General features: G+C 58.1%; 22 protein-coding genes. 15 read left to right on the top strand and 7 right to left on the bottom strand.

Features of this window, described 5'->3' with window-relative positions; translation table 11 throughout:
- Positions 1–10: 10 nt before the first annotated feature.
- Positions 11–1,444 carry a PLP-dependent aminotransferase family protein gene (locus tag M2407_RS10880; protein ID WP_409049649.1) on the bottom strand — a complete coding sequence of 478 codons (1,434 nt, stop codon included), beginning with the start codon at positions 1,442–1,444 and terminating at the stop codon, positions 11–13.
- 93 nt (positions 1,445–1,537) lie between these two features.
- Here M2407_RS10880 and M2407_RS10875 point away from each other — a divergent pair, with 93 nt between their 5' ends.
- Entirely contained in the window at positions 1,538–1,993 is a 456-nt protein-coding gene (locus M2407_RS10875; RefSeq protein ID WP_128864622.1) for a rhodanese-like domain-containing protein, read from the top strand.
- Positions 1,994–2,088: 95 nt separating this feature from the next.
- Here the strand turns inward: M2407_RS10875 and flk are convergent, their stop codons facing one another.
- Positions 2,089–3,117, bottom strand: a complete 1,029-nt coding sequence (gene flk / locus M2407_RS10870; RefSeq protein WP_046373034.1) for a flagella biosynthesis regulator Flk — start codon at positions 3,115–3,117, stop codon at positions 2,089–2,091.
- 305 nt (positions 3,118–3,422) lie between these two features.
- Between flk and M2407_RS10865 the strand changes: the two genes are divergently transcribed.
- From M2407_RS10865 to M2407_RS10850, 4 genes are read left to right on the top strand one after another with little or no spacing between them, the layout of a single operon-like run.
- Positions 3,423–3,788: a copper resistance protein gene (locus M2407_RS10865; RefSeq protein WP_259218012.1), complete on the top strand. Its 366-nt coding sequence runs from the start codon at positions 3,423–3,425 to the stop codon at positions 3,786–3,788.
- A 49-nt stretch (positions 3,789–3,837) separates the two neighbouring features.
- Complete coding sequence (locus M2407_RS10860; protein ID WP_259218011.1) at positions 3,838–5,874, top strand: protein-disulfide reductase DsbD; 2,037 nt, start codon at positions 3,838–3,840, stop codon at positions 5,872–5,874.
- Positions 5,871–6,587, top strand: a complete 717-nt coding sequence (locus tag M2407_RS10855; protein WP_259218008.1) for a DsbA family protein — start codon at positions 5,871–5,873, stop codon at positions 6,585–6,587. The genes M2407_RS10860 and M2407_RS10855 overlap by 4 nt, the downstream gene beginning before the upstream one ends.
- On the top strand, positions 6,580–7,080 hold the full coding sequence (locus M2407_RS10850; RefSeq protein WP_128864619.1) for a protein disulfide oxidoreductase: 501 nt from the start codon (positions 6,580–6,582) through the stop codon (positions 7,078–7,080). Before M2407_RS10855 ends, M2407_RS10850 begins: the two co-directional genes overlap by 8 nt.
- A gap of 8 nt (positions 7,081–7,088) precedes the next feature.
- Here the strand turns inward: M2407_RS10850 and M2407_RS10845 are convergent, their stop codons facing one another.
- Complete coding sequence (locus M2407_RS10845) at positions 7,089–8,546, bottom strand: PLP-dependent aminotransferase family protein (protein WP_259218006.1); 1,458 nt, start codon at positions 8,544–8,546, stop codon at positions 7,089–7,091.
- Positions 8,547–8,715: 169 nt separating this feature from the next.
- On the opposite strand from M2407_RS10845, the gene M2407_RS10840 reads away from it, so the two are divergent.
- On the top strand, positions 8,716–9,711 hold the full coding sequence (locus M2407_RS10840) for a DMT family transporter (protein WP_122079919.1): 996 nt from the start codon (positions 8,716–8,718) through the stop codon (positions 9,709–9,711).
- A gap of 155 nt (positions 9,712–9,866) precedes the next feature.
- Entirely contained in the window at positions 9,867–10,496 is a 630-nt protein-coding gene (locus M2407_RS10835; protein WP_128864618.1) for a CatB-related O-acetyltransferase, read from the top strand.
- A gap of 35 nt (positions 10,497–10,531) precedes the next feature.
- On the opposite strand, the gene M2407_RS10830 is transcribed toward M2407_RS10835, so the two are convergent.
- The 3 genes from M2407_RS10830 to M2407_RS10820 are packed head-to-tail and all read right to left on the bottom strand — an operon-like array spanning position 10,532 to position 13,486.
- Positions 10,532–12,049, bottom strand: a complete 1,518-nt coding sequence (locus tag M2407_RS10830; protein ID WP_020827884.1) for a tripartite tricarboxylate transporter permease — start codon at positions 12,047–12,049, stop codon at positions 10,532–10,534.
- Between the two features lie 11 nt (positions 12,050–12,060).
- Positions 12,061–12,492 (bottom strand): tripartite tricarboxylate transporter TctB family protein, encoded by a 432-nt coding sequence (locus M2407_RS10825; RefSeq protein ID WP_020827883.1) that lies wholly within the window; start codon positions 12,490–12,492, stop codon positions 12,061–12,063.
- A 13-nt stretch (positions 12,493–12,505) separates the two neighbouring features.
- Positions 12,506–13,486, bottom strand: a complete 981-nt coding sequence (locus M2407_RS10820; RefSeq protein ID WP_020827882.1) for a tripartite tricarboxylate transporter substrate binding protein — start codon at positions 13,484–13,486, stop codon at positions 12,506–12,508.
- A 299-nt stretch (positions 13,487–13,785) separates the two neighbouring features.
- On the opposite strand from M2407_RS10820, the gene M2407_RS10815 reads away from it, so the two are divergent.
- The 3 genes from M2407_RS10815 to M2407_RS10805 all read left to right on the top strand — a co-directional run bounded on the left by M2407_RS10815 (position 13,786) and on the right by M2407_RS10805 (position 16,412).
- The gene (locus tag M2407_RS10815; protein WP_182824393.1) at positions 13,786–14,112 is read left to right on the top strand and encodes a hypothetical protein; all 327 of its coding nucleotides are present in this window, start codon (positions 13,786–13,788) and stop codon (positions 14,110–14,112) included.
- A 220-nt stretch (positions 14,113–14,332) separates the two neighbouring features.
- Positions 14,333–15,007 carry a transcriptional regulator TctD gene (gene tctD, locus M2407_RS10810; RefSeq protein WP_122079915.1) on the top strand — a complete coding sequence of 225 codons (675 nt, stop codon included), beginning with the start codon at positions 14,333–14,335 and terminating at the stop codon, positions 15,005–15,007.
- The gene (locus M2407_RS10805; RefSeq protein WP_122079914.1) at positions 14,994–16,412 is read left to right on the top strand and encodes a sensor histidine kinase; all 1,419 of its coding nucleotides are present in this window, start codon (positions 14,994–14,996) and stop codon (positions 16,410–16,412) included. The genes tctD and M2407_RS10805 overlap by 14 nt, the downstream gene beginning before the upstream one ends.
- On the opposite strand, the gene M2407_RS10800 is transcribed toward M2407_RS10805, so the two are convergent.
- Positions 16,409–17,311: a DMT family transporter gene (locus M2407_RS10800; RefSeq protein ID WP_046373044.1), complete on the bottom strand. Its 903-nt coding sequence runs from the start codon at positions 17,309–17,311 to the stop codon at positions 16,409–16,411. The two genes, M2407_RS10805 and M2407_RS10800, sit on opposite strands and share 4 nt — an antisense overlap.
- Positions 17,312–17,428: 117 nt before the next feature.
- Here M2407_RS10800 and M2407_RS10795 point away from each other — a divergent pair, with 117 nt between their 5' ends.
- From M2407_RS10795 to M2407_RS10775, 5 genes are all read left to right on the top strand, one after another.
- Positions 17,429–18,202, top strand: a complete 774-nt coding sequence (locus tag M2407_RS10795) for a helix-turn-helix transcriptional regulator (RefSeq protein WP_048763002.1) — start codon at positions 17,429–17,431, stop codon at positions 18,200–18,202.
- A gap of 177 nt (positions 18,203–18,379) precedes the next feature.
- On the top strand, positions 18,380–19,501 hold the full coding sequence (pdxB, locus tag M2407_RS10790) for a 4-phosphoerythronate dehydrogenase PdxB (RefSeq protein WP_046373046.1): 1,122 nt from the start codon (positions 18,380–18,382) through the stop codon (positions 19,499–19,501).
- An 89-nt stretch (positions 19,502–19,590) separates the two neighbouring features.
- Complete coding sequence (locus tag M2407_RS10785; RefSeq protein WP_122079911.1) at positions 19,591–20,601, top strand: aspartate-semialdehyde dehydrogenase; 1,011 nt, start codon at positions 19,591–19,593, stop codon at positions 20,599–20,601.
- On the top strand, positions 20,601–21,422 hold the full coding sequence (gene truA, locus M2407_RS10780) for a tRNA pseudouridine(38-40) synthase TruA (RefSeq protein ID WP_020827874.1): 822 nt from the start codon (positions 20,601–20,603) through the stop codon (positions 21,420–21,422). Before M2407_RS10785 ends, truA begins: the two co-directional genes overlap by 1 nt.
- Before the next feature lie 75 nt (positions 21,423–21,497).
- Positions 21,498–22,160: a DedA family protein gene (locus M2407_RS10775; RefSeq protein ID WP_020827873.1), complete on the top strand. Its 663-nt coding sequence runs from the start codon at positions 21,498–21,500 to the stop codon at positions 22,158–22,160.
- Positions 22,161–22,273: the final 113 nt, after the last annotated feature.

Genomic DNA, 22,273 nt, shown 5'->3' with positions numbered 1-22,273 from the left:
TCCCGCAAGGTCAAGCAGGCAAGATCCGCGTCAACCGCTCGACGGCGGCGCGGATCTCGCCCGGTGTCAGGGCGGAAAAGCCCAGCAGCCAGCCGTCGCGCCGCAGGCTCGGGGTTTGGTACTGTGCCGTCAATCCGGGCGTGACTACGCCCAGGCGCTGCGCCTGCTGAGTCAGGGCGCTCTCCTGCCCGGGCGGCAGCCAAACGCTGAGCTGCAAGCCGCCCCCTGCCGGTTGCGGGGTGGCGAAATGCCCAAGCTTTTCCTGCACCTCCGCCAGTAACAGGTCACGACGGCTGCGGTACAGCTGGCGCATATAGCGGATATGAGCGGCAAAGTGCCCCTGCTGGATAAATTCGGCGGTCACCGCCTGCATCAATTGGGCGCTGTGGCCGTCGTATACCGTGCGTGCGGTGGTAAAAGGCTCCACCAACGCCGGTGGCAACACCAAATAAGCCAGCCGCAGGGAAGGAAACAGCGCCTTGGAAAAGGTGCCCAGATAAAGCACGTTGCCGTGCCGATCCAATCCCTGCATCGCCGGCATCGGCTGGCCGTCATAGTGAAACTCGCTGTCGTAATCATCTTCAATAATCCAGGCCCGCTGCCGTTGTGCCAGCGCCAGCAGCTCGAGCCTGCGTGGCAGGCTGAGTGCTACGCCGGTGGGGTATTGATGCGAGGGCGTCAGGTAAATCAGTCGAGGTGCAGGCAGGTGTTCATCGGGCATCAGTCCGGCGTCGTCCACCTTGACCGGGACAAGTTCGGCTCCGACGCTGCTAAAGGCGTTTCTGGCACCGCGATAACCGGGGTCTTCCATCCACACTTTGTCACCGCTATCCAACAGCAGGGTGGCAATCAGCTGCAGGGCCTGCTGCGAACTGGTCAGCACCACGACCTGCTGCGCATCGCAGTTAACGCCGCGCGTCTGGCTGACATAGCCGGCAATGGCTTCGCGTAGCGGAAAGTAGCCCTGAGGATCGCCATAGCGCATCAGAGCTTCCCCACGCAGACGCAGTTGTTGAGCGGTGAGCTGTTTCCACAGTTTTAGCGGGAAAGCACGTAAATCCGGCGAACCGGCAGCGAAGGGCAGAGGCTGCAGTGGATCGTGGCAGCCACCGGTTTGCGCGATCTGCGTGCCGCGCAGCGAAAGGCGGGGTTCGCCGCTGACTTTGGCGGCGGATGGCGACTTGACGATGTTGATCGCCACGAAGGTGCCTTGACCAACGCGGCGCTGCAGATAGCCTTCGGCTTCCAACTGAGCATAGGCTGCTTCGGTGGTTACGCGCGAGACGCCCAAATCTTCAGCCAGGACCCGCGATGAGGGCAAGCGTTGCCCAGGACCAAGAGCCCCATGATGAATAGCCCGGCGCAGCGTGCTGCAGACGCGTTCACGCAAGGTGCCACCGGCGTGTTCCGGTTGATGAAACAGAGTGGGCAATGCGTTAGCCATAATGGGACTTATCCATGGGCGAAAATGGGTATCAAGCATAAGACCAAAATCAGGCAATATTGTCATCAGTCTTTCTCTACAGGAGTGAATTCCATGGCGGTATCTTCATTGGTTTTGGCTTTTCCACCGGGCAGCGCGGCCCAGAGCCTTGATTATCTGGCCGCAAAGCTGAGTTATTACGCGGATGCGTGGGACGTGGCGGAGGATCTGCGCAACGGGGTCAGTGAGATCCTGGTGATCGATACCCGTGCAGAGGCACTCTATGTGGCCGGGCATATTCCCGGCGCTATCAGTTTGCCGCACCGCTTGATGAACGAGGCGGGCACGGCGCATCTGGATCGCGACAAGGTTTACGTCACTTATTGTGATGGCATCGGCTGCAACGGTTCGACCAAAGGGGCTTACAAACTGGCTCAACAGGGGCTGCGGGTGAAAGAGCTGATTGGTGGATTGGACTTCTGGATACGTGATGGTCATCCCGTTGCCACCGGTGAAAAGCCGGGCTCGCTGGTGGGAAGTGCCAGTGGAGAGGACTGTGGCTGCGCCTGACGTTGGCCGGAGTTACCGCGAAGTTAACATCAGCATTCGAGTCTGGCCCTGGACAGGGCATCCACAGGCCAGAAATCGTTTGGGAAGGGAAAGCGTTAAAACACCAGCGCCAATACCAGAGCTAGCACCAAAATGAACAGGATAAGCGTCACCGCCGGTTTGCTCAGCGCTTTTTGTAGCGGCTGGGGCAGGGCGGCAATCAGCGGATTGAGCAGCGGTTGCGGCTCGGTAGCGTTGCCGATGATCGGCTGAGCATGACCGGCTTTTTCCAGACGACGTGCAAATAGCTGGTTGATGACGTCGCTCATCTGCGGGTGGGTCAAGGGGGCGCTGGCATTGCAGTTGAAGCGGGACTGGCAGTAGTCATTCAACTGCTGCTGCTCCTGCGCATCCGCCGGCTGTTTGAGCACGGCGAGCAGGTTGTTCAGCGTCGGCGCGGTTTGTGGACTCAGCGCGACCTTCACCTGCAAAAACTGGTTCAGCAGTTGGAAGTGGCGCGCCGGCAGCGGATCGTTGGTTTTAACCCCGGTCAGATCAAACAGCGTTTGCCAGATCTTGGCCGGCGACTCGCCGGTGGCGGCACTGAGCTTGGTGACCTGCTGTTGCAGGCTTTGATGCTCGGCAGGCAGCAGCGGGCGATCGCTGGTGGCAGTTTGCTGCGGGTGAGGGATCGTCAGGCTGCCGGTCTGTAACAGATTCAGTACCTGCTGCAACTGCGAGTGGCTCAACTGGCTCAGTACCGTGTGGCCAAACTGCTGGCGAATGAAATCACTCACCGCCTGGCGGTTATTGCCCTGCGGCAACAGTTCGGTAAGCTGCTGCATCAGTTGGCGACTGGCATGGTTTTGCTGTACCTGCGTCAGACGGTTTTGCAGCAGTTGCTCGGCCGGCTGAAAATGACGCGCCAGCAGTTCACTGCTGTTGTCTGTCTGCAGATCGTGACGCAGCGTGACCCAAATCTCTGCGGATTTGGCCGGGCTTAGCGCCATGATTTTGACCACCAGCTTCTCCAGCGTCGTACGCTGCGCCGGGGAGAGCGGGCTATCGTCTGTGGGGGTGGTTTTGCCCGGGGTTGAAGGACGATCGCTGGCGATCGGGGTGCCCGGTCCACTCAAAGGTTGCATATCACCTGTCCTTCGCTGTGTATCCCCCAGTTTAGCTGGCGTTGCCGCGGTGTGGTCTGCGCAATCTCACTCGAAACACTTACCTGAGTAAGCTCATCGAGACTCGCTTGCTTGCCGCCTTGCCGCAACACCCATGACTTTGGGGAAAGAATAATCGTCGTACCCGGCGAAAAGCGCAGGTGTGCGCCTATGATACCCGTAAATGCCCGCCATCAATACCGTCGTAAGACATTTCTTTACAGGCAAAACATTGCTAAACGCGCCTGCGCCGCTAAGATAAGCGCAGACTTGGAATTGAGGGCGGCATGGTTAAACAGCAGCGGATTGCGAAATGGTTTTTATGCCTGGCTTGCCTGGTGGTACTGACCTGCATGACTCAGCGCATGGCGAGCCTGCATGCGTTGCAGCAAGCGATGGGGATTCCTGCTGCCAGCGCTGCGCCATCCGCCGGCGACGTTGCCGCCGAACTGCAACCTACCCCCTGTGAACTGAGCGCTAAATCCTTATTGGCCTCACCGCCGGTGATGTTTGAAACCGTACTGCTCGGGCTTGGCCTGCTGCTGGCGCTGTTGGCGCCTACCGTGGCTGCGCGTTTGCGCATTCCCTCTCCCAGAGTGATTTCCCCTCCCACCCTCAGGGTGCATCTCCGATTATGCGTCTTCCGTGAATGAGTTAATCGCCCGTTTGTTTTGGTGATTGTCTTATTTATGGAGAAAAAACATGTTGAATATCATCAGGTCGACGTTTGTCTGCCTGTTAATGCTGTGGCTGCCCGCTTTGCAGGCGGCGGACAGCGGCTGGTTGCAAAGCCCGACCAACGATCATGCCAAGGTGCGACTCCGCGCTGACACCTCGCAGCCAGGAGAAACCCGGCTGCTGTTGGCTATTGAGCTGCAAAAAGGCTGGAAAACCTACTGGCGTTCGCCGGGGGAAGGTGGCATTGCGCCGGCAATAACCTGGCAAGGCAATCCGCCTCCGGTGACCTGGTATTGGCCTACGCCGCAGCGTTTTGAGGTGGCCGGCATTTCCACGCAGGGCTACCACGATCGGGTAGAGCTGCCGATGGTGATGAAAGGAACGGTACCGCGCCAGTTAGCGGGGACGCTGACGCTGTCCACCTGCAGCAACGTCTGTATTTTGACCGACTATCCGTTCAGTCTGGATCTTGCCGCGCCGTCTGACGCGCAGTTTGACCATGACTTTGCCCAGGCGATGGGTCAGGTGCCGATCGCCGAGGGCCTGGTGGAGAGCATCAAGGCCGGTTATCTCAATGGCGAATTACAGATCAGCGCCGAGCGAGCCGCCGGTTGGCAACAGCCGGAGCTGTTCTTCGACACCTTGGAGGACGCAGACCTCGGCAAGCCACGGGTCAGTAGCGAAGGTTCACTGATGACCGCGCGGGTACCGGTCAGCGATGGCTGGGGTGACAGCGCCCCGGATCTGCGCGGTAAAACCCTGACGTTGGTAATCGGCGACGGCGGCATGGCGCAGCAGGTGACGCTGCCGATTGGCGGGCCGCTGACGCTGCCGAGCGCCGCCAGTTTCACTCTGTGGCAAGCGGTGCTGATGGCGTTGGCGGGGGGCCTGATCCTCAACCTGATGCCCTGTGTGCTGCCGGTTCTGGGCATCAAACTGGGATCGATTTTGCAGGTGGAGCAGCGCGACCGCCACAGCATTCGGCTGCAGTTCCTTGCGTCCTCGTTTGGCATTGTGGCGTCCTTTATGGCGCTGGCGTTGCTGATGACGCTGCTGCGCTTGAGCAATCAGGCGCTGGGCTGGGGTATTCAGTTCCAAAACCCGTGGTTTATCGGCTTTATGGTGCTGGTGACGCTACTGTTCAGCGCCAACCTGTTTGGCCTGTTCCATTTGCAGCTGTCCTCCTCCCTTAATACCAAATTGGCGACCCATAACGGCCGTGGCCTGAGCGGGCATTTCTGGCAGGGCGCATTTGCCACCTTGCTGGCGACGCCCTGTTCGGCTCCCTTCCTGGGCACTGCCGTGGCCTTTGCACTGGCTGCGCCGCTGCCGGTGCTGTGGGGTATGTTTGTTGCCTTGGGTATCGGCATGAGCCTGCCCTGGCTACTGATTGCTGCATGGCCTGCTTTAGCGCTGCGCCTGCCGCGTCCGGGGCGTTGGATGAACACTTTACGGTGGGTCATGGGGCTGCTGATGCTGGCTTCTTCACTGTGGCTGCTGAGCCTGATGATCAATCATATTGGCACCTTGCCGACGCTGGCATTGGGCGGTATCGCACTGTTGGCCTTGTTGTTGGCGGTAGGCTGGCAACATGGGGTTCGTCTGGCGGCCAAGCTGGCGGCCGGCACGCTGGTGCTGGTCGGCGTGGTGTTATTGGCCGGTTCGCTGACCGCCGGGCTGTGGCGTCAGCCGCTGCACGACAATGTCACCTGGCAACCGCTAAGTGAACAGGCGATCGCCCAGGCACTCGCCCAGAACAAACGGGTGTTTGTCGACGTCACCGCAGACTGGTGCGTAACCTGTAAAGCCAACAAATTCAACGTGCTGTTGCGTGAAGACGTGCAAAAAGCGCTGAGTGCCGGGGACGTTGTCGCCCTGCGAGGAGACTGGAGCCGTCCTTCGGTCGAGATTAGCGCTTTCCTGCAAAAACGCGGCAGCGTTGCCGTGCCTTTTAACCAGATTTATGGCCCCGGCAGCCCTGATGGCGTGGTGTTATCCCCGCTGTTGACCCGCGATGCCGTCTTGCAAACCCTGTCCGCCGCCAAAGGAAATTCACAATGAAAAAATTACTGATGTTACTGATGCTGATGGTTACTCCGGTCTGGGCTGCGGCTCCTTTTACCCCGGAACAAGAGGTGCGGATTAAAGAGCTGATCCGCGAAACGCTGGTGTCGAACCCGGATATTCTGGCGCAGGCGGTGGATGCCTGGCAGCAACAGACCGCCGGTCAGCAAATCAGCCAGGCGATCAAGCAAAACGCCAAAACCCTATACGAAGATCCGGCCAGCCCACGTTTGGGAGCGGCCAACGCCAAACTGACGCTGGTGGCCTTTACCGATTACAACTGCCCGTACTGCAAGCGTTTTGACCCGATGCTGGAAAAAATCGTCAAACAGTATCCTGATGTGGCGCTGGTGGTAAAACTGCTGCCGTTCAAAGGAGATAGCTCCGTCAGTTCTGCACGCGTGGCGCTGACGACCTGGCAGCAACACCCGGACCAATTCTGGGCGCTGCATCAGCGGCTGATGGCGAAAAAAGGCTTCCATGACACGGCCAGCATCGCTGCCGCACAGCAGAAAACCGGGGTGAAAGCCGTTGCACCAAGCGAACAGAGCATGACCACCTTGCGCACCAATATGGCATTGGCGGAGCAGCTTGGAGTACAAGGAACGCCGGCCACACTGATCGGCGATCAAATGCTGCCAGGCGCGGTGTCGTATGAGGATCTGGAGGCGGTAGTGAAACAACAGCTTGCGAAGGTTAACAATGGCTAAGCTGCGGCGTTGGGGCCGCGAACTGCTGATCCTGTTGCTGATTGTGCTGGCGGTTGCGTTCGGGATGGACTGGTTACGCGCGCCGCAGCCACCGGCGGCGTTCGATTCGCAACCGTTGACGACGTTGAACGGTGAACACGTCTCGCTGGCGCAGCTCAGCCAGGACAAGCCGCTGCTGGTTTATTTCTGGGCCAGCTGGTGCGGGGTTTGCCGGTTTACCACGCCGTATGTCGCCAGACTGGTCGGCGAGGGTGGCAACGTATTGACCGTGGCGCTGCGTTCCGGCGACGATCGTCAGGTGGAACAGTGGCTGGCGGGCAAGCGTGTGACGTTGCCGGTGGTTAACGATCCCCGTGGCGAGCTGTCGGCGCAGTGGCAGATCGGCGTCACGCCCACCTTGGTGGTCATTTCCCAGGGCAAGGTGGTGCAAAGCACCACCGGCTGGACCAGCTATTGGGGAATGAAGCTGCGGCTATGGTGGGCCGGGCTCTGAACCGCGGCCTATTCTGAAGTGATGACCTCATTAATCGCCCGGCACAGTCGGGCGATACCTTCCTCTATCTGCGGCGGCGTATTGGCGGCGAAATTCAATCGCAGGCCATGTGCGCCTTGCTGTTCTTCGGCATAAAAGCACTCCCCTCGCGCAAAGGTTACGCCGTGTCGCCAGGCCAGCGGCATCAGTGCCTCGGTGCTGACGGCGGCAGGCAGCGTCAGCCAGATAAACAGTCCACCCTCCGGCGTTTCAAACTGACAGCCGGGCGGCAGTTGCTGCTGCAAGGCTGCCACCATCACGTCTCTGTGCTGGCGATATAACCGCCCGGCGCGCCGCAGTTGCTTGTCGTAACGACCGATAGTGACGAATGCGTCCAGTGCCCGCTGGATCAGGTTGGAGCTGGTAAAACTGTCGACGTGTTTCAGACGAGCCAGTCGCTGATAGTGTTCGCTGTCCGCCACCAGGTAACCGATGCGCATGCTGGGCAGCAGCATTTTTGAAAAGGTACTGACGTAAATCACCGCCCCCGGTTGCGCCAGCGATCGCAGCGACGGCAGCTGTTTGCCGTTGTAGCGCAGATCGCCGACAAAATCGTCTTCCAATATCACTACACCGGCCTGCTGGGCCAGTGCCAGCAGGCGTCGACGGCGCGCTTCACTCATGCAGCGGCCGGTGGGGTTATGAAAATTGGGAATGGTGTAAATCAACTTCGGTTGGTGTTTTTCGATCAGTGCGGGCAGCTGTTCAACCAACATGCCGTGCCGGTCGCTGGCGACGGTGACGATATTGATGTGGTGCTGGCGCAGCAGCCCCAGCGCTTCGGCGTAGGTCGGTTGTTCGACAATCACCGTGTCGCCCGGCTCCAGCAGGCTTTGCACTATCAGGCTGATGGCGTGTTGCGAACCGTTGGTGATCAGCAGTTGCTCTGCATGGGTCGGAATACCCTGAGCGGTGAGGATCCGCCCCAGGGTATCGCGCAGCGGGTAATAGCCGCAGTATTCGCCATAGCTGAAGGCTTCTTCCGCATGGCGGCTGAGTACCGACAGCAATATCTTGCGGAACTCCTCCTGCGGAAAGACTTTCGGGCTGCCGACGCCGGCGGCAAAGTTGATGATGTTGTCCGGCAACGGCGTATCGGGGTAGCCATCCAGCCGAGAGATCAGGGTAGTGAAACGCTCCGCCGGGAAGGGCGCATCGCTTGTTGGGCGTGGCTGGGCTGGCTGGATCAGCGGGTGCAAGACATAGGCACCGCTGCCGCGCCGCTGGTGCAAAAAACCTTTTGCCGCCAGTTCGGCATAGGCGTTTTCCACCGTCAACCGGCTGACCGCCAGCTTGGCGGCAAGCGTGCGCGTGGAGGGCAGCTTATCGCCGTCGACAAATGCGCCGCTGAGGATCGCCCGCCGCAGCGCTTCCTCAATTTGCAGATATAAAGGAATGTTTTGCTGACGGTCTAAGGGAATATGCATGCAAAATTGGCCCGGTGGACGGTGATGTTTTTTACTATACCCCATAGTTACAGGGCTTCAAGAGGATAAAAGTGGCCTATATAACATCGGGGGAAAGTGGCTCTGGTGGTAAAGTTACGCGGCGTTAGAATCTCGCCTGAGTCCACTATTGCCGTTTTTTGAGGGTGTCATGTCATTACCATCGGGTATCTCAGCCAGGCCGGTTTTCCCGGGGGCGCACATTTTACAGGGCAGCAGTCAGGGGTATGTGATTGCTATCATCAGCGCCATGTTGCTGGCCTTTACCGCCATTATTATCCGCGTGCTGACGGAGTATTATCACCTGCCGACCTTTGTGCTGGCTTTTTGGCGCGCGGCGCTGGTTGCTCTGGTGCTGTTGCCGGTACTGCTGCTGTTTAAACCCGAATGGGCGCGTTTACAGCGCGCGCAGATCCCCTTTTATGCCTGCTATGGTCTGCTGCTGGCAGTGTTCAACAGCCTGTGGACGCTGTCGGTGGCGCTGAACGGTGCGTCGGTGGCGACTATCCTGACCTACTGCTCGGTCGGTTTTACCGTGTTTCTCGGCTGGATGATGTACAGCGAGCGCCTGAGTCTGCGTCAGTTGGTGGTGATTGTGGTCAGCCTGGGCGGCTGTTTTCTGGTCAGCAACGGCGACAGCTTGGGCAACAGCCATTTTAACCTGTTGGGGCTGGTGGTGGGCATGCTGTCCGGCATCGGATACACCCTCTATACGCTGGGTGGGCGGGTCGCGACCGAACGGCGTTACCCGGTGTGGAACACCATCCTGTACGTGTTTGGCTTTTCGGCTGTTTATCAATGGTTGTTCAATGCCGCGCTGACCTTTTACCCACTGGAGGCGTTCCACGGCATGACGGGGTCATTGTGGTTCCTGTCCCAGGGCGTTCAGGGTATCGAGTGGGGGGGCTGGTGGTTGCTGCTGACCCTGGCTGCCGGCCCAACGCTGTTGGGGTTCGGCCTGTACAACATCAGTTTGAAAAGCTTGCCGCTGGCGGTGGCAAACCTGATTTTGTCGCTGGAACTGGTGTTCACGGCAGCGATCGCTTACTTCCTGCTGGGGGAAAGCATGAATCAGTTACAGCTGCTGGGCAGTGCGTTGGTGATGGGCGGGGTGCTGATGCTGAAGAGCAAGACGGCTGCGACGTGATTTGTTAACATTAGGGCCGGATGTGGAGGCAACAATGACCAATAACCCAAGATTAAAACGGGCGTTAATCGCTTAAAGCGGCAGTGTTTTACGACCAAAAAACACTGCCACAGACATTTGGCTGTGGCTCTTGCAATGAATATAGAGAAAGCGCCATGACTGAAAAACACTGGTCAAAAACAGAACTGTTACACCAAACGGTGACCAACCCCAATATTATCGTCAAAGGGACTCACAGCTATTACAGCGACTACCTGGATGACGGCTTTGAGCGCTCCGTGGTGCGTTATTTGCACGGCGACGAGGTCAGCCAACAGTGGCAGCCGCTAGGAACGATAGACCAATTGCTGATCGGCGATTATGTCTGCATTGCCGCCGAGGCGGTGATCCTGATGGGGGGCAACCATACCCATCGTGCCGATTGGTTCTGCCTGTATCCGATGATGGAAAGCATTCTGGCTTCCTATCAGCCGAAGGGCGATACCCGGTTGGGGGACGGCTGCTGGATAGGCATGCGGGCGATGCTGATGCCGGGCGTGACGATTGGGGAAGGAGCGATAGTCGCCGCCGGTAGCGTTGTGACGAAGGATGTTGAGCCTTACACCCTGGTGGGGGGCAATCCGGCGCGACCAATAAGACTGCGCTTTGCTCCGCAGATCGTAGCCAGGTTACTCGCTTTGCGCATTTATGATCTGTCGGCCGAGGATTTTGCTCAGGTGCAGCCTTTGCTGGCCAATGACGATATTGCGGCCCTTGAACGGGCGATAAGCGAAATTAAACGTTAAATGAAAAGGGCGGAGTTAATACTCCGCCCTTTTGCTTATTCGGCCTTGGCCGCTTCCGCCGTCAGGCGGCGTTTGCGTATTCTGCGCAACAGCAGCGGCAGCACCAGCACGGATACCGCCAGCACCAGCAGCGTTTGCGCGATGCCACTACCCCACAGGATGCTGAACTCACCGTTGCTGATCGACAGCGCGCGGCGCAGGTTTTGCTCCAGCATTTCTCCCAGAACGAAGCCCAGGATCAGCGGTGACATCGGGAAGTGCATCTTCCTCAGTATGTAACCGAACACCCCCAGCCCTACCATTAACAGCAGGTCAAAGGTGGTGCTGTGTACCGCGTAAACGCCGACCGCCGACACCGCGGCAATCGCCGGTACCAGGAACCACAAAGGGATGGTCAGCATGCGGGTAAACAGGCCCACCAACGGCAGGTTCATGATCAGCAGGATCACGTTGGCAATCAGCAGCGCGGCAATCAGCCCCCAGACAATATCCGGCTGTTCGGTGAACATTGCCGGACCTGGCGTGATGTTGTACAGCGTCAGCGCTCCCATCATTACCGCGGTGGTGCCGGAACCCGGTACGCCCAGCGTCAGCATCGGAATGAACGAACCGCAGGCCGAGGCGTTATTGGCCGCTTCGGGCGCAGCGACGCCGCGGATATCCCCTTTGCCGAAGGTTTCACTGTTGCCGCTGATTTTCTTTTCGGTCATGTAGGTGAGGGCGCTGGCGATGGTGGCCCCGGCACCCGGCAGAATGCCGACGAAGAAACCGATCACCGAAGAACGCAGCGTGGGGCCCACGCACTCGGCGGCCTCTTTACGGTTAAACAGCAGGCGGCCGGTCTTACGCACCAGCTTTTGCCCGGCGCTGGTGCTTTCGAGCATCAGCAAGATTTCACTGACCGAGAACAGGCCAATCACCACCACGATAAATTGCACGCCGTCGGAGAGGTGGACGCTGTCGAAGGTGAAACGATAAACGCCGGTATTGGCGTCCACCCCGACCGTTGCAAGCCCCAGACCAATCAGCGCCGCCAGCAGCGATTTCAACGGGTTTTGGCTCATCATGCTGCCCAGGCAGGCGATAGCGAATACCATCAGGGCGAAATATTCTGCCGGACCAAATGCCAGTGACCAACGGGCCAGCAGCGGGGCAAACAGAATGATCCCGCCGATGGCAATCATCGAACCGACAAAGGAGCTGACCGCCGAAATCGACAGCGCGACGCCGGCACGGCCTTGTTGTGCCATGGGGTAACCGTCCAGTGCGGTCATGATCGCAGCGGCGTCTCCCGGTACGTTAAGCAATATCGAGGAAATGCGGCCGCCGTACTCGCAGCCGATATACACCGTCGCCAGCAAGATCAGTGCCGACTCGGCCGGTAATTTGAGGGCAAACGCCAGCGGCAGCAGGATCGCCACGCCGTTGATCGGCCCCAGACCCGGCAGCAGGCCGACAATGGTGCCGACGAAGCAGCCGATCAGGGCGATAATCAGGTTCTGGGGCACCAGCGCCACCTCGAACCCTTGAGACAAATACATCCAGGTTTCCATCATCGCCCCCGTTAACTCAGCCAAACGCCGAGTGGCAGTGTCACATCAAGTAAGCGGTCAAAGGCGTAATAGAGCGCAACGCCCATGATCGCGCCAGACACCAACGCCGCTATCAGGCTGGCCTGGAACAGCAGGCCAATGCTGAAGGTCAGCAGTGCGGTTGCCAGCGGAAAGCCCAGCCACTCGAAGCCCCAGGCGTACAGCACCAGCGTGATCACCAGCACCAGCAGACGTTGCATCACCTTGTTATGCGGCCATTCAACGGCCTGCGGTTTGTTCAACAGCAGCAGCGCCGCACACAGCGCCATCAGGCTGAGGATAGCCAGTGGGAAGGGCCGCGGACCCAGTGGTTCGTAACTGTATTCACTCTGGATACCCCAGCCGATAAACAGGCCGCCGATACACAGCAGCAGCCAGAACCCGGCAAAAATGCGATCGCTCATGGTATGCCCCCGGTTATTTTGCCAGGCCGAAAACTTTGGCCTGTTCACGGTACTGATTGACCTGGTTTTTCACGTAGGCGTCCAATTCCTTGCCGGTCAGGTCGAATTCAAACAGGCCGCGCAGATCGCGCTGTTGCTTGAATTCCTCGGTCGCCATCATTTTCTTGAAGGTATCGAGCCACCACTGGTACTCCTCTTCCGTGACCTTCGGGCCAACGTAGAAGCCGCGAATGATCGGCCAGACCAGATTGAACCCTTGCTCTTTGGCGGTCGGAACATCGGCTAACTGACCCGGCAGGCGCTGTTCGGAATACACCGCCAGCACGCGAATTTTGTCGCCCTGCAGGTAAGGCACCATTTCGCTCAAATCGCCGGAAACTGCCTGAATGTGGTTGCCGAGCAGGGCGGTAACCGGCTCGCCGCCGCCTTCGAACGCCACGTAACGCATCTTGTGCGGATCGACGCCGACTTCACGTGCCAGCAGGGCGGTTTTCATCCAGTCCTGGCTACCGATCGAAGCGCCTGCGCCGAACACCACGCTGTTGGGATCTTTTTGGAAGGCGTTCATCAGGTCTTTCAGGGTTTTGTACGGTGAGTCGGCACGCACGGCGATCATGCCGTAGTCGGTGCCGACAGCGGCCAACCATTTGACGTCATCGACGTTGTAACGGCCGAATTTTCCCTGTGACAAATTCAGCAGCGAACCGCCGGAGAAGGCGACTACCGTGCCGAATTCCGCCGGGCGCTGAGCCACGATGGCGTTGTAAGCCACCGCGCCGACGCCGCCGGGCATATAGGTCACGCGCATCGGTTTGTCGATGGCTTTGGTTTCTTGCAGCGAGACCTGGATCAGCTTGCAGGTCAGGTCAAATCCCCCGCCAGGCTTGGCAGGAGCGATGCATTCGGTGCGTTTCGGCGCTTCCAGGGCAAAAGCCTGATGGGTGGCCAGCAGCAGAGCGGTAGCGGTCAGTGTTCGGGTGATTATTTTTTTCATTGCTTTCCCCAAGGTATTTTTCAGTCGGTGTGGATCCCCGCCGATACGGGTTGCTGGATTGTTAAATCAACAACCTTTCATTTACCTTTCAACCGAGGGAAAAGTTTCCGGGATGTGATACGCGTCTCCTGTTAGCGAGAATTACACGACTGACCATCGTCCTGATTGCCCGCCGGTTAACACATGCGATGAAGGAATAACAGTGCGTAAACCTCGCGTAAAGCCTGCGTAATATCAGTTTTATCGGTTTCGTCTTGCGATAAAATGCCGAAAAATAAAATGAATGAAGGTGCATTATTATGTTTTCATTAGGGAAGTTATTCGGCAGCAAGGACGGCAATAAAGTGAGTGCCATCAAGATGTTGCCCGCGGCTTATGCCGAGGCTGTTGGGAAAGAAGGCCATTGTCGTGTTAAGCGCCTGCGAGCGGATATCGGCGTTTTTGAACTGCATTTTTCGAATGACAAAGGTGAAAAATACGCTTGCCACATGACGGCCTGTATCACCGGTATTGATCTGGTCTTCGCCGCCAACAACCGCTCGGTGCTGGTGTCTCCGCCGTTTACCCCCGCCAAATTGAAACCGGTACTGGATATCGCCCTGGCCGACTGCGAAATCGCAATGTAGTGGCTGGCTAACCGAATTAGCCCTGTTGCCGACGGCTCAGGGTTTATTCCGTGTCGCAATTGTGTTCCAGCTCCCAAAACGGATTGGGAGCAACCCTTCTATCACTGCGTCTTCCGTGCCATCCTGCTGTTATAAAGATGTTAATTGACAATAAGTCGGATGCTGACGTCATCGCTCAGCATTCGGCCTGCGGGCATAGAAAAATCAATGGAATGGAAACATGCGTCTGTTATTGGTTGAGGATCATCCCGAGTTATCCCACTGGCTGCAAAAGGCGTTAACCGGCGTCGGTTTTGCCGTCGACGTCGCGCCGGACGGGCTGGCGGCCGATCATTTGCTGTTAAACGAATCCTATGCGCTGGTGGTGCTGGACGTGGCGTTACCGCGGCTGAACGGGCTGGATCTGCTGGCCCGTCTGCGCAAGCGAGGACAGGACTTGCCGGTGCTGTTGCTGACGGCCAGAACCGACGTTGCCGATCGGGTTAAAGGGCTGAACCTGGGGGCAGACGATTATCTCACCAAGCCTTTCGAACTGGATGAGTTGGAGGCGCGCATTCGCGCGTTGCTGCGCCGCAGCGTTGGCGTGACCCAGCAGGCGCTGAAATATGGCGCGCTGACCTATCTCGATGAAGGCTATTTTCAGCTGGACGACAAACCGCTGCAATTGACGCCGCGTGAGTTGGCGGTGCTGACCGCGTTGATTCACCGCCGTGGCCGGCCGGTGGCCAAACAGCAGTTGTTTGAACAGGTGTTTACTTTGGCCGACGAGGCCAATCCGGAAAGCATCGAACTCTATGTCCACCGGCTGCGAAAAAAACTGCAGGGCAGCAACGTGGCGATTATCACTCTGCGCGGTCTGGGCTACAGCCTGGAGCTTTGCAATGAGGTGGTTTAACGCGCCGCAATCGCTATTTTATCAACTGCTGTTGTTCTTTGGCCTGCCGCTGCTGGTGTTAGGCGGCATCTCGATTTATACCCACTACTTCAGCGCGATGAATGCCGCTACGCTGGCTTACGATCGCACGTTGCTGGCGTCAGCGCGTACCGTGGCGGAACGGCTGGTGGTGCGAAATGGCCGGCTTGAGGTGGATGTGCCCTACGTGGTGCTCGACAGCTTTGAGCGCAACATGAACGATCAGCTTTACTACGAAGTGATCTCCCCGCAGGGCGTAAGTATCTCCGGCTATGACGATTTGCCGACGATGCCGCCGCATATTTTGCGCTCAAGCCTGTACCCGGCGCTGGTGCATTTCTATGACGCCGAATACCGCGGGCGGCCGATCCGCGTCGCTGCCCTTTACCAGCCGGTCAACGAATCCGGAGTGATGGGCATGGCCACCATTCTGGTGGCGGAAACCCTGGAGTCGCGCCGCTATTTGGCACGGCAGATGATGCTTTCCGCTTTGCTCAGCCAGGGAACCGTGGTGGTACTGACCATGATCCTGGCCTTTGCGTTGCTCAAGCGGGTGCTTAAGCCGATGCGCAAGCTTTCCGGCATTATGCTGCGGCGTGACCCGGGTGAGCTGACGCCGTTGCCGATGGTATTGCCCTGGTCGGAAATGCAGCCGCTGTTGCTGGCGTTCAACCGCTATATTGAACGGCTGCGGGTGATGGTGGCACGACAGGAACGTTTTAGCGCCGACGCTTCACATCAGCTGCGCACGCCGTTAACCGTATTGAAAACCCAGGTGGGGGTGGCGCTGGCCAGCGATAAGCCGGAGCAGTGGCGGGAAAGCTTACTGGCCATGAGCGCAACGCTGGATAACACCGTGGCGCTGACCGATCGCCTGCTCTATCTCTCACGGCTCAAAGCTCATGAGCATCACGCCGATCGCCAACTGCAGCCGGTAAACCTGGCGCAGGTGCTGCGCGATGCCTGTTTTTCACGTTTACCCCAGGCCCGCAGCAAGCGCATCGATTTGGGGTACGAGGGAGAATCGGTCTGTTGGGTCGGCGGAGAAACGCTGTTGCTAACCGAACTGTGCGCCAACTTGCTGGATAACGCACTGAAATATACGCCGCATCAGGGCACGGTCACCGCACGTTTAACCCTGGACAAGCAGGCCGGGGAGGGAATATTGGAAATTGAAGACAGCGGCCCGGGCATTGCCCAACAGGATACCGCGCAGGCGCTGCAGCCGTTTCATCGGTTGGATAACGTGGGTGATCAACCCGGTGCCGGGTTAGGGCTGGCGCTGGTCAGCGATATCACCCGTTATCACGGCACCCGCCCGGAGCTGTTGACCTCGGCCACGCTGGGTGGCCTGCTGGTGCGGGTGCGTTTTCAATTATTATCTTAGCTCTGACACTCCGCGGCTTGTTTGGCCTTGCGCCCCAGCGGCGTGCGCAGACGCTGCGACAGGATCACGCCCAGCAGGGTAATGCCGCCGCCGATCAGATGGTAGCTGTGCAGATGTTCATGCAGGAACAGCACCGCAATGATGGCGGTAAATACCGGTGCCAGGTTCATAAAGATCGACGCGGTATTGGCCCCCAGACGCATAACGCCGTGGATCCACAGATAAGGTGCGACAATCGAGGCCGGAATGCCGGCAAACAGCACCAGCGGGATGTTTTGGCTGGTCAGAGACACGTCTTGTGCCATCAGGAAGTTCGGCAGTAACAGCACCACGCCGAACAGGATCTGCACATACAACGACTGCCAGTTCGGCAGGGCAATCGCCCAACGTTTGGTCAGCACGCCGTACAGCGCATAAGAGGCGGTGGCGGCGAACATCATCAACTCCCCCTTGCCGATGCCGTGCTGCAGCAACTCACCCGGGTTACCGGCACTCACCAGCCAGATCAAGCCGCCCAAAGACAACAGGCTGCCGATGGCAATACCTACCGTGGGAGCGACGCGCAACAACACGATGCTGATCAGAATGGTCAGTAATGGGATCAGCGAGACAATAATGCCCATAAACAGCGCGCTGACGCTGTGCGCCGCGTAATAGGCCAGACTCTGATACAGCACCATGCCCAGCATGCCGAGAACCAGCAATTTCCACCAGTTGGTGCGTATTGCCGACCAATGGCGGATCACGCCGGGCAGCACGAACGGCGTGAGGGTGATCAGCGCCAGCAACCAGCGATAGAAGGAGATCGCGGCCGGATCGATAGCGGTGGCCGAGAGCTTGCTGACCACGGCGTTGATTGACCAAATCAGAACCGCCAGCAAAGGGAAGAGCATATTCATGATAATTATTCTCATTAACGACTAACATGCTGGCTAGTTTACTCGTGTCCGGTTTATTATATATAGCGATATTCAGACAAATTTTCTGCCAAACAAGACAAGTAACGGGGCGAAACCATGCCAGAAATCCGCCATTTCCCAGAAGCCTTGATCCCGGCGCCGCGGCCGGTGCAGTTCCGCTGCGAAGAGTTCAATGCTCGTACCGAGTTCCAGCCACATCGTCATAGCTGGGGACAGTTGATGTGGGTAAAAGCTGGCGTCATGGTGCTGCGTATCGGCGGCCAGCGCTTTTTGGCACCGCCGGAATTTGTGTTGTGGGCGCCAGCGGAGATTGAACACTCCTGCTATAACCAGCGCTTGGCGCAGTGTCGCATGGTGGATATTGCGCTGCCGCTGTGCGCCGGTTTGCCGGAAGAACCTTGTCTGGTCAGCGTTACCCCGATTTTCCGCGCCATTGCCGAAGATTTTTACGCTCGCAAACAATACATCCCGCAAAGCAAACAGGATTTACGCCTGTGCCGCGCGTTGATCGACCAACTGCATGTCTCACCGGTGCAGCAAACTTATCTGCCGACCTCCGAAGACAAATTTTTGGCACCGGTGTTGGAAGCCCTGGAGCACTGTCCGTCGGACAATACCTCGCTCGCCATCTGGGCCACTCGGGTCTACACCACTGAACGCACGCTGTCGCGCCGCTGCCAGCAGGACTTGGGGATGTCGTTTAGCGAATGGCGTCAGCGCCTGCGTTTTTTGCATGCCGTTTCGCTGTTGGAGCAGGGTAAAACCGTACAAGAGGTTGCGCTGGAAGTGGGCTATAGCTCTGCGTCGGCGTTTATCGTCATGTTTCAGCAAATCGCTGGCACCACCCCCGAGCGCTTTCGCCGGGCATGATTCAATGGCACACTATTTCCCAGATAACTCTTCATACTTGACGCCGCCTCTGTGTTGGCTGCGAGCACTCACCCCAGTCACTTATTTGAGTAAGCTTCTGGGGACTCCTGCTCTTACCGCCTTGATGCAGCGCCAATTATTTTGGGTATAAATAGCCGTAAACCGTCGGAGCAACAAGTGAAAATCCTGGTTGATGAAAATATGCCGTACGCGACTGAATTGTTCAGTCGCTTGGGGAACGTACAGGCCGTGCCTGGCCGCCCAATTCCGAGTGATGCGTTGGCGGATGCCGATGCGTTGATGGTGCGCTCGGTGACCAAAGTGAATGAAGCGCTGCTGGCCGGCACTCGCATTGGTTTTGTCGGCACCGCGACAGCCGGCACCGATCACGTAGACGACGCCTGGCTACAACAGCAGGGCATAGGTTTTTCTGCGGCACCGGGGTGCAACGCCATTGCCGTGGTGGAATATGTCTTCTCCGCGCTGATGTTGCTGGCTGAGCGTGACGGTTTTCACCTGCGCGATAAAACCGTCGGCATTATCGGCGTCGGCAACGTAGGTTCACGGCTGGATGCCCGTTTGAAAGCCCTGGGCGTGCGTACCTTACTGTGCGATCCGCCGCGTGCCGATCGTGGTGACAGCGGCGAGTTCTGGCCATTGGAGAAGCTGGTGGCGGAAGCTGACGTGCTGACCTTCCATACGCCGCTCAATAAATCCGGCCCTTATCATTCATTGCACCTGGCGGATGCCGAACTGCTGGCGGCACTGCCGGACAATCGCATTCTGATCAACGCTTGCCGCGGTCCGGTAGTCGACAACGCGGCGCTGTTGCAGGCGCTGGAAAAAGGCAAAAAGCTGAGCACGGTGCTGGACGTGTGGGAACCTGAGCCGGAGCTCTCTCTGCCGCTGCTGGCGCGGGTCGATATCGGTACCGCGCATATCGCCGGTTACACGCTGGAGGGCAAGGCGCGCGGCACGACGCAGGTTTTCGAGGCCTTCAGCCGCCACCTGGGACAGCCGCAGCAGATCGAACTGGCCTCATTGTTGCCGGTGCCCGAGTTCAGCCAGATCCAGCTCAATGGGCCACTGGACGAAGGCAAATTAAAACGATTGATGCACTTGGTGTATGATGTGCGCCGCGACGACGCGCCGCTGCGTAAAGTGGCCGGGCAACCGGGCGAGTTTGATCGTCTGCGCAAACATTATCAGGAGCGCCGTGAATGGTCTTCATTACGCGTCCAGTGTGATGATAGCGCCAGTGCGGAGCTGTTGCACAAGCTGGGCTTTTCGATCGCGTAAGGCTTTCTTAAGCCACAGTGACTAATTTTGTTATCAGGGCGGCGAATCAGTCGCCCATCTGCATTTGAAAAATACTCTGGAGAAACCCAATGTCTGACGGCTGGAATATCGCTCTGCTTGGCGCCACTGGCGCGGTAGGTGAAGCGTTGCTGGAATTGTTACAGGAACGCCAGTTCCCGGTGGGCGAACTCTATCCTTTGGCCAGCGAACGCAGTGCCGGTGCCACGGTGCGCTTCAATGGCAAATCGGTTCTGGTGCAAAAAGCGGAAGAATTCGACTGGTCACAGGCCCAATTGGCGTTCTTCGTCGCCGGTAGCGAAGCCTCGGCCCGCTATGCGGAAGAAGCCGGCAATATGGGCTGCCTGGTGATCGACACCAGTGGCCTGTTTGCGCTGGAGCCGGACATTCCGCTGGTGGTACCGGGGGTTAACCCGCAGGTGCTGGCGGATTACCGTAATCGTAATATCGTCGCCGTGGCCGACAGCATGGTCAGCCAACTGCTGACGGCCATCAAACCTTTGACCGAACAGGCCGGGCTTTCCCGTCTGCACGTCACCACCCTGATGTCGGTCTCTGCCCGCGGAAAAGTGGCGGTAGACGATTTGGCCGGTCAGAGTGCGCGCCTGCTGAACGGCATTCCGGCCGAGCCGGGCGTGTTTGCCAAGCAGCTGGCGTTCAACCTGCTGCCGTTGATGACCGACGAGCAGGGCAGCGTGCGCGAAGAACGGTTGATCGTCGACCAGGTGCGTAAAGTGCTGCAGGACGAAGGGCTGCCGATCTCGGTGAGCTGCGTGCAGTCGCCGGTGTTTTACGGCCATGCGCAGGTGGTGCATCTGGAAGCGCTGCGCCCAATTTCTGCGGAAGAAGCGCGCAGCGAGCTGGAGCAGGTAGACGATATCCAACTGAGCGAAGAAGACGACTATCCGACTCAGGTCACGGAAGCTTCCGGCAGCGATGCGCTGAGCCTGGGCTGCTTGCGCAATGACTACGGCATTCCTGAAATTCTGCAGTTCTGGTCGGTCGCCGACAACGTACGCTTCGGTGGCGCGCTGATGGCTATCGAAACCGCAGAGCGTCTGGTGCAGGAGCAGATGTACTGATGTCAGAGGTTGTTTTGCCCACCCAGCCGACACTGAAAATCGCGCTGGGGATTGAATATGACGGCAGCCGTTATTATGGCTGGCAGCGTCAGCAGGAAGTGGCCAGCGTGCAGGCCTGTCTGGAACAGGCCTTGAGCAAGGTGGCCAACGCGCCGATCAACGTGCTGTGCGCCGGACGTACCGACGCCGGAGTGCACGCTACCGGTCAGGTGGTGCATTTTGAAACCACCGCGCAGCGCAAGGACGCCGCCTGGACGATGGGGGTCAACACCCATCTGCCGCCGGATATCGCCGTGCGCTGGGTAACCGGCGTGCCTGAAGATTTCCATGCGCGTTTCAGCGCCACCGCGCGCCGTTACCGCTACATTATTTATAATCACCGCTACCGCCCAGCGGTATTGCAGCAGGGGATGACCCATTTTTACCACCCGCTGGATGCCGACCGGATGGAAAGGGCGGCGCAGGCGCTGCTGGGCGAGAACGACTTTACTTCGTTTCGCGCCGTGCAATGCCAGTCGCGTACTCCCTGGCGTAACGTAAAACACGTTAAGGTTACGCGCCACGGTGAATATATTGTGGTAGATATCAAGGCGAATGCCTTTGTGCATCATATGGTTCGCAACATTGTCGGTAGCCTGATGGAAATTGGCTGCGGCAATCAGGACGAGAACTGGATGGCCGAGTTGCTGGCGCTGAAGGATCGCAATCTGGCTGCGGCTACGGCGCGGGCCGAAGGGTTATACCTGGTGAGCGTTGATTATCCTGAGCACTTTGCTTTACCCCGGCCACCGATGGGGCCACTGTTTTTACCCGACGATTAAACGCCGGCGCGACTGACGCGTTGCTCCCTTGTGTACCTGCCGGGTGGGTGAGACACCCGGTCAAAGAGAGAACCTATGGACATCATCAAGTTTGTGATTGATTTTATTCTGCATATTGACGTGCATCTGGCCGAGCTGGTGGCGCAATACGGTATGTGGGTGTACGGTATTTTGTTCCTGATCCTGTTTTGCGAAACCGGCCTGGTGGTGACGCCTTTCCTGCCGGGGGATTCTCTGCTGTTTGTTGCGGGGGCGCTGGCGGCATTGCCGACCAACGATCTGAATGTGCACACCATGGTGGCGTTGATGATCGGCGCGGCGATACTCGGGGATGCGGTGAACTACACTATTGGGCGGTTGTTCGGGGAAAAGCTGTTCAGTAACCCGAATTCGAAAATCTTCCGCCGCAGCTACCTGGATAAAACCCACCAGTTTTATGAAAAACACGGCGGGAAGACGATCATTCTGGCGCGATTTGTGCCGATCGTGCGTACTTTTGCGCCGTTCGTTGCCGGTATGGGGCATATGTCCTATCGCCATTTTGCTGCCTACAACGTGATTGGCGCACTGGTTTGGGTGCTGCTGTTCACCTATGCTGGTTACCTTTTCGGCGACTTGCCGATCGTGCAGGAAAACCTGAAACTGTTGATCGTGGCTATCATCATTGTTTCAATTCTGCCGGGCATCATTGAAATTTGGCGCCACAAGCGCGCGGCTGCCCGCCAGCAAAAACAGTAAAAACATCGCTCAACCTGTCGGTTCGACCAGTTTTTTATCCACAGTGTCGGGCCGATATGGTTTAATGAGCGACATTTATGGTCTGTTCCTGTTAACAACCTTGAAACCAGTGC

Source organism: Serratia sp. BIGb0234, from assembly GCF_024809915.1.
In the GTDB taxonomy this organism is placed as follows: Bacteria; Pseudomonadota; Gammaproteobacteria; order Enterobacterales; family Enterobacteriaceae; genus Serratia; species Serratia liquefaciens.
The sequence above is the reverse complement of the archived record's forward strand: the minus strand, read 5'-3'. Positions and strand labels throughout refer to the sequence as shown.